This is a genomic window from Clostridium sp. AM29-11AC (genome assembly GCF_003480545.1).
GTDB lineage: Bacteria > Bacillota > Clostridia > Lachnospirales > Lachnospiraceae > Otoolea > Otoolea saccharolyticum_A.
This window is the reverse complement of sequence record NZ_QUJI01000011.1, coordinates 21,929-34,148: the sequence shown is the minus strand read 5'-3', so window position 1 is coordinate 34,148 and position 12,220 is coordinate 21,929. Positions and strand designations below refer to the sequence as shown.

The 12,220-nt window shown below is 52.1% G+C and carries 11 protein-coding genes; 3 read left to right on the top strand and 8 right to left on the bottom strand.

The window, feature by feature from the left end; translation table 11 throughout:
- Positions 1 to 79 precede the first annotated feature (79 nt).
- From DW757_RS09585 to DW757_RS09550, 8 genes are all read right to left on the bottom strand, one after another.
- The gene (locus DW757_RS09585) at positions 80 to 502 is read right to left on the bottom strand and encodes a hemerythrin family protein (protein WP_008397614.1); all 423 of its coding nucleotides are present in this window, start codon (positions 500 to 502) and stop codon (positions 80 to 82) included.
- A 217-nt stretch (positions 503 to 719) separates the two neighbouring features.
- A complete protein-coding gene (locus tag DW757_RS09580) occupies positions 720 to 1,067 on the bottom strand; it encodes a 2-dehydro-3-deoxy-phosphogluconate aldolase (RefSeq protein ID WP_008397613.1) in 348 nt (115 codons plus the stop codon).
- Positions 1,068 to 1,115: 48 nt separating this feature from the next.
- Positions 1,116 to 2,396 carry an SLC13 family permease gene (locus tag DW757_RS09575; RefSeq protein WP_118751591.1) on the bottom strand — a complete coding sequence of 427 codons (1,281 nt, stop codon included), beginning with the start codon at positions 2,394 to 2,396 and terminating at the stop codon, positions 1,116 to 1,118.
- A 431-nt stretch (positions 2,397 to 2,827) separates the two neighbouring features.
- The gene (pdxA, locus tag DW757_RS09570) at positions 2,828 to 3,901 is read right to left on the bottom strand and encodes a 4-hydroxythreonine-4-phosphate dehydrogenase PdxA (protein ID WP_008397608.1); all 1,074 of its coding nucleotides are present in this window, start codon (positions 3,899 to 3,901) and stop codon (positions 2,828 to 2,830) included.
- A 19-nt stretch (positions 3,902 to 3,920) separates the two neighbouring features.
- Positions 3,921 to 4,829, bottom strand: a complete 909-nt coding sequence (gene dapA, locus DW757_RS09565) for a 4-hydroxy-tetrahydrodipicolinate synthase (RefSeq protein ID WP_015545042.1) — start codon at positions 4,827 to 4,829, stop codon at positions 3,921 to 3,923.
- 122 nt (positions 4,830 to 4,951) lie between these two features.
- A complete protein-coding gene (locus DW757_RS09560; RefSeq protein WP_118751590.1) occupies positions 4,952 to 6,115 on the bottom strand; it encodes an iron-containing alcohol dehydrogenase in 1,164 nt (387 codons plus the stop codon).
- Between the two features lie 68 nt (positions 6,116 to 6,183).
- Positions 6,184 to 7,344 (bottom strand): sialidase family protein, encoded by a 1,161-nt coding sequence (locus DW757_RS09555; RefSeq protein ID WP_118751589.1) that lies wholly within the window; start codon positions 7,342 to 7,344, stop codon positions 6,184 to 6,186.
- Between the two features lie 29 nt (positions 7,345 to 7,373).
- Positions 7,374 to 8,657 (bottom strand): four-carbon acid sugar kinase family protein, encoded by a 1,284-nt coding sequence (locus DW757_RS09550; protein WP_118751588.1) that lies wholly within the window; start codon positions 8,655 to 8,657, stop codon positions 7,374 to 7,376.
- A 213-nt stretch (positions 8,658 to 8,870) separates the two neighbouring features.
- Between DW757_RS09550 and DW757_RS09545 the strand changes: the two genes are divergently transcribed.
- The 3 genes from DW757_RS09545 to DW757_RS09535 all read left to right on the top strand — a co-directional run bounded on the left by DW757_RS09545 (position 8,871) and on the right by DW757_RS09535 (position 11,551).
- Positions 8,871 to 10,670 (top strand): sigma-54-dependent transcriptional regulator, encoded by a 1,800-nt coding sequence (locus DW757_RS09545; protein WP_015545041.1) that lies wholly within the window; start codon positions 8,871 to 8,873, stop codon positions 10,668 to 10,670.
- A gap of 76 nt (positions 10,671 to 10,746) precedes the next feature.
- Positions 10,747 to 11,028 (top strand): sporulation transcriptional regulator SpoIIID, encoded by a 282-nt coding sequence (gene spoIIID, locus DW757_RS09540; protein WP_008397599.1) that lies wholly within the window; start codon positions 10,747 to 10,749, stop codon positions 11,026 to 11,028.
- Positions 11,029 to 11,122: 94 nt separating this feature from the next.
- A complete protein-coding gene (locus DW757_RS09535) occupies positions 11,123 to 11,551 on the top strand; it encodes a protease complex subunit PrcB family protein (protein ID WP_015544922.1) in 429 nt (142 codons plus the stop codon).
- Positions 11,552 to 12,220: the final 669 nt, after the last annotated feature.

The window sequence follows — 12,220 nt, the reverse complement described above, 5'->3', positions numbered from 1 at the left end:
ATTTAAGCTTCAGTCAGCAGCCTTTTATGATATTGCAGAAAACCTGTATCTGGTGGAAGAGGTCAAGCCGTTTCAGGGGCTACAGCATATCAGGGTTATCGCGCATAAACTTGTACTCTGCCACAGAGCGGTCAAAGCCCTTGATGTGGTAGAGCAGCCATTCGAGAACCTCGGTCTTTACCTTCTCCTCAAACTCGGCTGTAGGGCCGTTGGAAGCTGCCAGCATGTCCTTTAATTCCTGGACAGACTTTTTCAGCTCTGCGTGCTTGGCCTTGTGCTCCTCATAGCCAGGATAGCCGATGGAAAGCTGCAGCTTTTCCTCAGCGCCGAAGTGGAAGTCTGTGTAGTCGGACAGATAGCCGAGCATTTTCACTGCGCCTTCCTTGTCGCTTTTATTTTCACAGCTGATAAGCAGGTCGTTGATTTTGGAAATCAGCTCCCTGTGCTGGGAATCGATCATCTCGTTTTTTGTAATCAGGTCGTCTGTGAATTCTGCGTACATATAAGTTCCTCCTTATTTTTTCTTGCGGCGGTATATCTGAACAGTCATGAACTGCTGCCCGGTATTCTCTGCCGCAGGTGAAAACCCTGAAAGGGATTTTCTTAACTAAGTATACCATGATTGCGGAAAGAAAAAAAGACTGAAACAGAAAAAGAGCGGCCAAATGAGTCAGATCCCATTTGGCCGCTCCTGTCAGTTTTCAGACATCAAAGGCAGCTTATTTCTGCATAATATGGATAGCAAATCCGCCGAACTCTCCGTCCAGATAGACATTCTTGATCGTTCCGTCTTCATTGTAGGCAGCGGTATCCATCCGGAAGGAAAAGCCCTTCTCTTTTAACTCCTCCACGGCAGCTGTCAGATCCGGTGTGCGCATGGCAATATGACCGTTTGTGCCGAGGAAGGGAGATTTCATGCACTCGAAGTATGGGCCGCCGAATTCTGATTTCTGTCCGTGGCGGGGCTCTAAGTTAAACATCAGGCTCAGAAGCTGCGCCAGCTTTTCAGCCTCCTCAGGATTCGCGGTGTTGATGCCGATATGCTCCAGTTCAAATTTATTTTTCATAATCACGTACCTCTTTTCTTGAACACTCTGTTTTCAGCATTTCTGCAGTTACATTGGGAATACAATCAGGGCACCGGCTGTCAGGAACAGCAGTCGGATAAAGTACTGGGGAATTGTAAACTTACAGAACTCCTTGCTGCTGTAATTTCCGACGCCCATAACCATGGCCGGCATACCGTCGATGGGGAGGAAGTGTCCGCACCAACCGGAGATAACGATGGCACATGCAGCGGCCGTCGGATCCAATCCCAGGCTTGTACAGGTGGCAATTGCCAGAGGAGCAAATACATAAACGGTACCGATTGTAGAGCCTGTCAGAGTTGCCAGAACGCTGGTCAGGATACAGAATACAAAAATCATGACAAATGGATTTACGTTTGTTCCGAGCATATTTGCAACAGTGGAACCAACCAGATCGGTCAGTCCTGTGCTTCCGAGAGCGTCGGCAACACCGATAACGCCGGCTGACATAAGGATAATCGGAGCGCTGATCGCATCGCGGATCTCTTTGAAATCCATTACGCCTGTAACCAGGATGACGGCGACAGAAAGACCGGCAATGGCATAGCCGGCGTCACCGATCGTGCTCTGGAGGAGCATGCCGATTACGGCTACTACGAATACGATATAGGTAACATTCTCTTTCCACTTGGGAAGAGAGACAGCTGCGGCCTCCTGAACCTTGGCTGCGTCCTCAGAAGCTGCGGAGATGGGATGATCCGGCAGAAACTTGTACTGGATGACGCAGTTTAACAGGAAACCAACGGACAGGAAAAAGTTTACGACTGCAAACTTTGCAACAGAAACCTGTGCCATTACGCCTGCACTGTTTAAAACAGCGATAACAATACCGTACTGCAATGCAGTATTGAATGGGATTAACGGGTGGTTGGCTGCGAATCCGGCAGTCATAACGACCTTGGACGGGGGCAGCTTTTTGCTGTAAGGAAGCGTGGACAGAAGTCCGATAACCATAACATAGTATGCTGTAGAACCTGTACCGAACAGGCTGCAGCCCAGCATAACAATGAGAGTCATGAGCAGGTAGGCTTTGAGTCCTCCCTTGTTGGCTATGTTGAACATGGTTCTCTTAAAGGCAGCGATGAAGCTGGTTTTCTGAAGCGCTGCAATGATTGCCATGAACTCGGCAAGCATTACGATAGTAGCGTTGGAAAATCCGCCGAAAGCAGCCTTAATGTCGGCGATGCCGAAGATGACAAGCAAAAGACAGGCGAGCAGCGGCGGCGCGCCGAAAGGCAGCTTGTCCATCATGATCAGGACGACCATGAACGCTGTGATTGCTAAAGCAATAATCATCTGGGTGGTCATGTGAAATTCCCTCCTTGTGTTTTTGCTGTATTCATACAGGTATGTAGCTGCAATTTGCACAATTCTGTATGGCTTTATCTGATGCTCATTATATAAGATGCCCGAATTTATGACAAGAAAATAAACAGATTAATGTGTTGCATTTAGAAACAAATATAAAAAATATATAAACTCAACGTAAAAAACGTTAAAAAATGAAACGATATAAATTAAAAGTCAATGAAAAGTTTCATATTAGAACATTCGAACGGACTGGAAAAAGACAGATTGCACGAAAAATTGAAAAAGGAAGCAAAAAAATTGCTGTTTTTATCAGTGGGTGTGAAATGGGAGAGCTGCACTGGTTTCCGGTTTCGCCATTTGAAAGGAGCCGGCTCCTATTTGGACAATGACTGCCAAATAAAAGCCGGCTCCTAAAGATATGCCCCGGTCTACGCCCGGCGTCCCTTTGCCATGCGGATGGCATAGTCGATGGCGTTCACAAGGCTGAGCTCGTTGCTGGTTCCCTTTCCTGCCAGGGCGAAGCCTGTGCCGTGATCCACACTGGTGCGGATGATCGGAAGACCCAGGGTAATATTGACGCCTTCCACGGCTTTCCAGGATTTCAGCTCACGGTCATAGACAAAGCCTACGGTTTTCAGAGGGATATGTCCCTGATCGTGGTACATGCATACGACGATGTCGTACCAGCCGCCGAGAGCCTCTGAAAATACACTGTCCGGAGGGATGGGGCCCATGGCGTTGATTCCCTCAGCCTTAGCCGCCTCGATGGCGGGGCTTATCTCTTCCCTCTCTTCCGTGCCGAACAGGCCGTTCTCACCGCAGTGGGGATTCAGGCCGGCAACGGCAACCTTCGGGTTTTCGATTCCCATATCCCTGCAGGCCTTATCTGCAATCTCGATTACCTCCAGAACGCGGTCCTTCTTTACCCGGTCGCAGGCTTCCCGCAGGGAGACGTGGGTGGAAACGTGCACCACCCGCAGGTCGTGGTGGGCCAGCATCATCGTGTATTTCTTTGTATTGGTGTAGGCTGCATAGATCTCTGTGTGGCCGTCAAAATGTGTGTATCCGTCAGATTTCTCGCCGTGATAGAACTCCAGAGCCTTATTCATGGCTTCCTTGTTCAGAGCGTTCGTGCAGGTTGCGTCCACCTCTCCTGCCAGAGCCAGCTCGATGACCTTTCTGACGCACTGGAAGGCAGCGTTTCCTCCCTCGATGCTCACCTGACCGATGGGGAATGCGCTCACATCCTGGATTAATTCCAGGTGCAGCACGTCAATGGTGCCGGACTCAAATAAGGCGTCGCTTACCTTTTCACAGCGGTGAATATTGATGTCGGGACGGCCAACGAAACGGGCCGCCTGTTCGATCATCTTGGCATCGCCGACCACGATGGGGCGGCAGCGGTCATAGACATCGGCGTGAGCCAGCGCTTTGACGGTGATCTCCGGGCCATTGCCTGCAGGATCACCCATGGTAATACCGACAATCGGCTTTTCGTTCATGGTCGTACCTCCTCCCAGGTTAGTGCATGCCCTTGGCTTCGTTTTCTGCCAGAACTTTCTTCAGTGCCTTGATGCCCTCCTCAGGAACCTGGTTGAACGGCGCGCGGCACGGTCCTACGTTGTAGCCTAACAGGCGTGTGGCAGTCTTGACAATGGTGTTCGGGTTGCCGTATTTGAAGCAGGCGCGGAAGCTCTGGATGCTCTCGTTGGCAGCCTTGGCCTCCTCAATTTTGCCCTCCATGAAGAGGTTGTAGATGGATGCCATGGTGTGCGGGTAAACATTTGCGCAGCCTGCGATTCCGCCTGTGCCGCCTGCAAGCAGGGTCCAGATAATTAACTGGTCGTTGCCGGACAGGGTGCAGAACTTGCCGTTTGTTTTCTTCTTTCCTGCGTCAATGTAGCCCAGGATGTTTGTGAAGTTTCCGCTGGAATCCTTTGCTCCCACGATATTCTCGATCTGTGCCAGGCGGCCTACTGTGGCGGGAGCCAAGGCGTTTCCTGTGCGGGCCGGAATGTTGTAGAGAACGATGGGCATGTCAACGGCCTTGGCCACAGCCCTGTAGTGCTCGTAGAGCTCATCCTGGCTGGCAGCTGCAAAGCTGGGAGTGATGATGGAGAGCACGTCTGCGCCGGCAGCCTGTGCCATCCTGCTCTGCTCGATGGTTTCCTTTGTGGAGATGCAGCCTGTGCCTGCGTATACCGGAACACGGCCGTTGCACTGCTCGATTACAGTTTCCAGTACCAGCTGCTTTTCCTTGGCATTCAGGATGTAGCCCTCGCCGTTTGTTCCGAATGGGAAGAGAGCGTGAACGCCGCCCTCGATCATGCGGTCTACCTGGTTGCGAAGCTCAGCTACGTTGATGCTCTCATCGTCGTTCATAGGTGTGAGAATTGGCGGGATGATACCTTTGATTTCAACTGCTTTCATAAAAAAATCCTCCTGTTCATTTATTCTTATAGTCTGTATGACTGATTCTGCAGAGGCAAAACAGTTCCGGACGGCGGCAGGGAAAAGCTCTTTGGCCCCTGCTGCCGGGAAACATGGTTCCTCTATAAAATTTCCATATAAAGGGCCCGGGCGTCCTCAGGCGTTACGGTGCGCGGATTATTGACTAACAGGCGCTGTACCTGCATGCCTGCCTCTACAAGGCTGTCCAGATCACTCTCCGGCACGCCGAATTCCTTGAGGCTTGTGGGGATGTCGAGATGTTTTACAATCTCCTCCAGCCGGCTGATGATCCATGCAGACTTCTCAGCGGCGGTTTTGCAGGTCTTTACCTGGTCGTGGCAGCAGCGGTCGTAGGCGATGGCGAAGCGCTCACGGCAGGCCGGCTCATTAAAGCGCATAACCGGTGCCAGCAGAATGGCGTTTGAAACGCCGTGGGCAATATGGTATTTGCCGCCCAGCGGGTAGCTTAAAGCGTGTACGGCTGTGGTGCCGCTGGCTGTGATAGCCAGACCGCCGTAGTAGGCTGCAATCTGCATGCGGTTTTTCTCTGTCATGGCCTCCGGATCGTCGCAGGCCTTCTCGATGTTGTTGAGGATCAGGTCCAGTCCCTCCAGGGCATAGAGATCGCTGAAGGGGTTGGCCTTGTTGCTGGTGAAGCACTCAATGCAGTGGGCCAGAGCGTCCACTCCTGTGGCAGCGGCGATCTTGCGCGGCAGATTCTTGATCATGCGCGCATCGAGGATCACATAGTCGGCGATCATGTTCTCATTGACGATTCCCACCTTTAACTCCTTCTCGGGAACCGCCACAATGGCGTTCGGGGTAACCTCTGCGCCTGTGCCGGCAGTGGTTGGGATCAGGATGATCGGAACGCATTTTTTCGCGCGGCCGGGATCGTCCAAGAGCTCCTTAACACCGTACTCATCGGTAACCAGAATGCTGGCCAGCTTTGCAGCGTCCATAACGCTTCCGCCGCCGCAGGCAACGATCATGTCAGCGCCGCTTGCCTTGAACTCGTCTACCAGCTTCTGAACAGCCATGTAGCTAGGCTCTGCCGGCAGCTCATCTAATACATAGTAGTCAGCTCCTGCTGCCTTCACTGCCTCCTCCGGCAGAGAGAACAGACCGGCTGCCTCTATTCCCTTGTCAGTGAACATTGCCACGCGCTTTACCCCGTTTAATTTGAGGATGGCGGTAATGTTGTCCATAGCGTTTTCCCCGCCGTATACGGCATGGGGCATTTTAAGATTGTAGGTGGTAAGCATGGTTGATAACCTCCTTGTTCTGTTTGCTTCTGTTTTATCTTTATCTGTTCTGCCCTTGAAGAACCGGCTTAGCGGCTCTGAGCAGCAGTCGGATTGTAGAGTCCCACGCGCTCCCGCTTTTCGCCGAGAATATCCTGCTCGGTGAAGCGCACGTACTTGACTCCCTGGCGGGTGCGGGCGGCATAGGCCAGATGAATCATGCCGTCTTTTCCCTGCATGATATAGGGGTATTCGTACTGCTTGTTGTTGGTCTTGTTTTCATCGCCGATGAATCCCTCGCCGCGCTCCATCCAGCGGATGATGGGGAAGGTCAGACCGCCGTCCTCAGACAGGGCCACTGCCACCGGGCAGCGAAGTCCCGGCCATGCTGCCTTTCCAGGCTGTGGATCCGGCGTGCAGGTAGGATTGTAGGCGATGGCGATGCGGCCGCTCTGCAGCTTGACTGCGCTGATGCTGGAGTTATTGTTCGGAAGGGGAGTCGGCTCAGGCTTACTCCAGGTTTCGCCCCAGTCGAAGGACTCGCTGCGGTGAATGCGGTAGGCCTCGCGGTTTCTCATGAAGGCAGCCAGGTGACCTGGCTCCAGCTCCACCACATTGGCATGTACGTGGCCGTTGCTCTCCGGCATCATAACCTTTTTCCACGTTTTTCCCTGATCATCGGAGATGCGGAAGGCTGTCGGATCGCCGGACAGACCGTCTGCAGAATCGGTGCAGATCCAGTTGGAGAAAATCCAGCGTCCGTTGGAGAGGATCTGAATGGGCTGGCGGCAGAAGGTTCCCTCCTCCGGGAATATGGTTTCATACGGTCCCCAGGTGAGGCCTCCGTCTGTGCTCTTCTGACAGCGCACAACAGAGGTAAACTGCATATTATCCTTGCCCTCCTGGCGGTCCAGCTGGGCTGTGTACATGGCCCACACTGCGCTGTCAGGGCCGTAGAACAGGGAGGGATTCTGTTCGCTGCGGGTCGGGTCGCTGGAGATATCCACAGGCGGAAGCCATGCCTGTCCGTCCTTGAGAAGGCGGGAACATACAATGTGAACGTCAGCGCTTCCCTCGTAGGTTCCGGCAAACCAGCAGCACAGCAGGTCGCCGTTTGGCAGTTCCACCATGGCCGGCGCGTGAGCAGTCGGGTAGCCGCCGCTTGGAATCAGGGCCTCGATGGTGCCCATCTCTTCATTTTCATAAACGGTTCCATCCCAGGTAAGTCCCGGGAGCTTTGGATATGTCATATCGTGTACCTCCATTGTATTTGCAATTTTTATGGTTTCGATGTTTCATTTTGCCCGCCGGAACCGGAGGCAATGCGCGAGGCCAGTTCGGTCAGCAGGTCTTCTTTGCCGAAGCCGCCGGATTTTGTGATGACATGGCGCGTGCATCCATTGCAGGAAAAGCGGGCCAGCACCACGCCCTGCTCCAGCTCGCAGAGGGGCTCCAGCTCCGTGACGCCTACACAGTTCATGCACTGTAAAAGTGTGTCTCCGCCGGTCAGCAGAAGAGTGCCCAGAAAAGGACTGGTGAACAGCTCTCCTACCAGATATCCGAGGCTTCCGGCAATACGCACGCGAAGGGTTTCCCGGTCAATGCAAAGTTTTGCCGCATAATCGGCAGTGGGCTGATTGCCTCCCGGATCATTGGTTTCAATGATGCAGCGTGGGTTTTGAGCCAGAATTTCTTCTATCTGCAAGAGCTCTTTCTGTCCATGGCTGCCGGACCAGTAGCCCGGCTCCAGCTTCTGCCTGGGAGTCAGGCGTATCCGTGCAAAGCCTGCGCGCTCCGCCCGATCAAGCTGAGCGAGGGTGATGGGATTGACGCTGCCGCACACCACCAGAAATCTGGGATCCAGGCTTGGAAGGGGCCGGGGCTTTCCTTCAAAAATATCCAGAAGGTCCGGAAGAATGGCGCCGAAGCCTGCGCAGCCGGCAGATATGGAAAGCATGCCGGCTTCTGAAAGCCTCCGGCCGGTTGACAGCAGGTCATCTGTGCTCTCAGCGTCAAAGACAAGGATGCCCGGCTCATCGGGAAGGGAGCTGTCCGGCGTGGGAGCCGGACAGCTCTTTGCCGGAGTACCGCACTGCTCTGCAATCAGCTCCGTCACATAGGCATGTCTCACAGGCTCAAAGGGATCGAGCCCAAAGGGACTTTCCGTTACCGGGATGCCGTCTATGTAGTGAAAGCCCTGTCTGGTTATCCGCCCCGCCTGCGGGAAGGCAGGCAGAAATGGAAGATTCTTCCTCCCGGATGCCTGAAGGAGAGCCGTAAGCTCCGCACCGATATTCCCGCGCAGCGCCGAGTCTGTCTTTTTGTAAATGTTTCTGATACCGTAAGCCAGAGCCCTCCTGCTCAGGTGAAAGACTTTTTCATAGGCCTCAGACGCCGGAAGATGGCGGGTCTCTGTGTCGACTACCAGCACAGCGGTATCGTGGGCAGCGAAATCCACCTCAGGGTCAACCGTTACCTGCGTGGGAATGCCTCGGGCGGCGAACTGGACGCCGGTATCGAGAGCGCCGGTGAAGTCGTCTGCAATAATGAAAAGAAGGATCATGTGTTTGCCCTCTCTTTTTAGATTATGCTACTATTATGCCGTATTTGAGGAAACTTCGCATCGAAAAAAAGTAACAAAAGCGTTACATTTTTAAACATATTAAATTTTTTTTAGAATTACATTTGTAAAATGTTTCGTAATGAAACTTATATTGCGTGATTTTTTTGTGGGTTTCTGCTATAATAGTATCAAAAATAAACGGAGGGATTTGCAATGGTTGAAACACGTACCCGAATTTTAGGGATTGCCCCCTACGAGGGGATGCATACTGCCATGGATCGGGCAGCTGCCGCGTATCCGAATGTACAGCTTGACGTTTTTACCGGGGATCTGGACGTGGGAGTTGCCATTGTACAGAGTATGTCCCCGAATTCCTATGACTGTATTATTTCCCGCGGCGGCACGGCAGAGCTGATCCGCCAGGTGACAGATCTGCCGGTAGTGGAGATTCAGCTTTCCGTATATGATGTGCTGAGCACCATGAAGCTGGCTGAGAATTATTCTAACCGCTATGCCATCGTCGGTTTTCCCAGCATTACGGAGCCGGCCCATACATTGTGCGATCTGCTGGGCTACCAGCTTGATATACTGACCGTACACGGGGCAGATGAGGCTACGGAAACGCTGGAGCGGCTGAAAAAAGACGGCTACCGCATGGTAGTCTGCGACATGGTGACCCATACTATCGCAAGAAAAATGGAGCTGGACGCATTTCTGATCACCTCAGGCGTGGAGAGCCTGCATGCGGCCATTGACCAGGCCATCAATATCAGCCTCTGGTTTGGAAGGATCCGCCAGGAGAATACGTTTCTGCGAAGCATTACCCAGGGACAGAACGGGCGGGCAGTTGTCCTCGATGCCGACGGCGCCGTCTTTTACAGCAGCCCTACAGAGCCGCCAGACGGGCTGGCAGAGGCTCTGCGCTCCCATCTCGGGGAGGTGCCCGGGAACGGTTCTATGAAATTTTATTATACGGATCGCAGCCAGCTCTACAGCATCACAGCTCAGACCCTCTTGATGAATACGGAGAGATACTGCCTGTTTTACTGCGTGCCCTCACGCATTCCGCTTCACTCCCATTGGACGGGAATCCGTACCATGAATAAGGGGGAGTGTGAATATCTGTTTACAAACAGCTTTTACAGCATCAGCGGAGCTATGGGCACTCAGGACGCGGAGATCCGGGCACTTGCCGCTGTACATCACCCTGTCATGATCCGCGGAGAGTCCGGCACCGGAAAGGAGCAGATTGCATGGTTTCTCTATCTACACAGCCCGCAGGTGAATAAACCCTTTGTGGCGGTAAACTGTGAGCAGATGAACGACAAGAGCTGGGACTTTCTCCTGGGCCACTATAATTCGCCGTTAAATGCTACCGGCAATACGATCTATTTTCAAAATTTTGAGGCAATTCCGGAACAGAGGGCATCAGAGCTCTTGGCAGCCATACAGGAAACAGGGCTTGCCAGGCGCGTGAGGCTTCTCTTTTCCTTTGACTGCCGGGACAGCGAGCCGGTTCCTGAGATGGCCCGACGCTTCATGGCCAGGCTGGGCTGCCAGACACTGAACCTGCCCTCTCTCAGAAGCCGTTCCGATGAGATTCCCTCCCTGGCAAGTCTGTATCTGGCGAGTATGAAGATGGAGCTGGGAAAACAGATCTCTGGCTTTGAGCCAAAGGCCATAGAGATGCTGCGCCAGTATGACTGGCCAAACAATTACACACAGTTTAAGCACATTTTGGAATCACTTGCGATGATGACAACCTCCACCTATATCCGCAGCAGTATGGTGGCAGAGCTTCTGGCCAAGGAGCGCTCTGTACGGCGGGGGCTGGTTCAGGCGTCTTCCCTTGTGAGCACCGGGAGAACCCTTGAGGAAATCATCAGGGAGGTGGTGGAGCAGGCCGTGACGGCCAACAACGGAAACCGCGCAGCCGCTGCCCGCCAGCTGGGCATCAGCCGGACAACCCTCTGGCGCTATCTGAGCAAGAATGGTGATCTTTCGCAGGAATAAAACCGCGGACGCAAAATGAGGTATAAAAGCCTGAAAACTTTAATATGATGTAAAAAACGTTCTCAGGGGTAGCCCTATGAAGGAATATATTGAGGAACGGGCCGTAACCATTGCCAATTACATCATAGACCATAATGCGACAGTGCGACAGACGGCGAAGAAGTTTGGGATCAGTAAGTCGACGGTACATAAGGACGTAACAGACCGCCTGGAAGGCATTAATCCGTCCTTGGCCGCCCAGGCCAGAGTGGTTTTGGACATTAATAAGGCAGAACGCCATATCCGCGGCGGACTTGCCACGAAGGAGAAGTACCAGCATCAGCTTCAGGCCTGCAGCACAGATGAGAAACTTATGTAGCTCAGGCGTCTGGCAACAGTTGAATAAATTCATTGAATAAAGAGAAAAGCTCCCTAATAGAATGGTAATAATCAATCGACAGGGAGCTTTTTTCATGAAACATATTCTTAGAACCAGAGGTGCCGCCATTCTCGCGGCCGGCGTCCTGATTCTCGCAGCATGCCTGCTGGGCGGCTGTACCGGAAAAGAGGAGGCGGCCAAGGTAAGAGATTTGGAGTTTACCGTGATAGGACAGAATGAAATTCCGCAGGAGCTGGCCGATATGATTGGACAGAAAAAGAATGAGGAATTCAAATTGACCTATACAGACGGTGCGGATCTTTACATAGCAGTGGGGTATGGAGAGCAGCCTACCGGCGGATACAGCATCACGGTTCCGGAATTCTACCTGACTGAAAACTCTATTGTCATCAAAACGGAGCTGCAGGGGCCTGAGAGCACGGAACAGGCAGGAAATTCACCCTCTTTCCCCTATATTGTGATAAAAACTCCGTTTATGGAGGAACCGGTGGTTTTCCAGTAGTTTTATTATGTATGAGAAGATAAGCGAAGGACATGGCTGCTGCAAAGAGCCGTCGCTTTCCTGCAGCAGCATAACATAAATTTTTAGATGTCTGAAAATCAGACAAAAAATGATATAGAAATTTGTGAAAGATCACAATGAAAATCAAGAAAATGGTACTTGACTTTACAGAAAGAATTGTTACACTGAGGCTATCTTCCAAATCCCCCTGCTCTCAGGGCAGGGAGCAGTCCAATTCTGGCAGACGCATCCAAAAACAGCTGTGGCAGCCATCCTGCCGTGTCCCAGAGAGTAAAAATTACGAAAAGAATGAGATGTAAAGAGGATAAGGTATAAGGAGAAAAATATAGAGAGAAGTAAGATACAAAAAGAATAGGGTACCCATAAACGGGACAGAGAAATACAAATTGTGAAAAGCAGGCAGCGAAAAGCAAACAGAGAAAACCAGACAGCGAAAAGCAAACAGCGAAAATCAGACAGAGAAAACCAGACAGCCAAAATCAGACAGAAGGCAGAGGGCAGCCTGTATTTCCAGGTATGGAAAAATAGAGTAAGCGGAAAAGAAGAGGAGCCATGCGGAATGAGACCGTAAATCTTTTCTCCTTACAGGCAGAGATAAAACCAGCATATTTTCAGGAGGAATAGCTGTGGACAGAGGCAGGCAGAGAA

Coding starts and splice junctions, on each gene's coding strand:
- DW757_RS09585 (WP_008397614.1), bottom strand. CDS start 502: ATGTACGCAGAATTCACAGACGACCTGATTACAAAAAACGAGATGATC.
- DW757_RS09580 (WP_008397613.1), bottom strand. CDS start 1,067: ATGAAAAATAAATTTGAACTGGAGCATATCGGCATCAACACCGCGAAT.
- DW757_RS09575 (WP_118751591.1), bottom strand. CDS start 2,396: ATGACCACCCAGATGATTATTGCTTTAGCAATCACAGCGTTCATGGTC.
- pdxA (WP_008397608.1), bottom strand. CDS start 3,901: ATGAACGAAAAGCCGATTGTCGGTATTACCATGGGTGATCCTGCAGGC.
- dapA (WP_015545042.1), bottom strand. CDS start 4,829: ATGAAAGCAGTTGAAATCAAAGGTATCATCCCGCCAATTCTCACACCT.
- DW757_RS09560 (WP_118751590.1), bottom strand. CDS start 6,115: ATGCTTACCACCTACAATCTTAAAATGCCCCATGCCGTATACGGCGGG.
- DW757_RS09555 (WP_118751589.1), bottom strand. CDS start 7,344: ATGACATATCCAAAGCTCCCGGGACTTACCTGGGATGGAACCGTTTAT.
- DW757_RS09550 (WP_118751588.1), bottom strand. CDS start 8,657: ATGATCCTTCTTTTCATTATTGCAGACGACTTCACCGGCGCTCTCGAT.
- DW757_RS09545 (WP_015545041.1), top strand. CDS start 8,871: ATGGTTGAAACACGTACCCGAATTTTAGGGATTGCCCCCTACGAGGGG.
- spoIIID (WP_008397599.1), top strand. CDS start 10,747: ATGAAGGAATATATTGAGGAACGGGCCGTAACCATTGCCAATTACATC.
- DW757_RS09535 (WP_015544922.1), top strand. CDS start 11,123: ATGAAACATATTCTTAGAACCAGAGGTGCCGCCATTCTCGCGGCCGGC.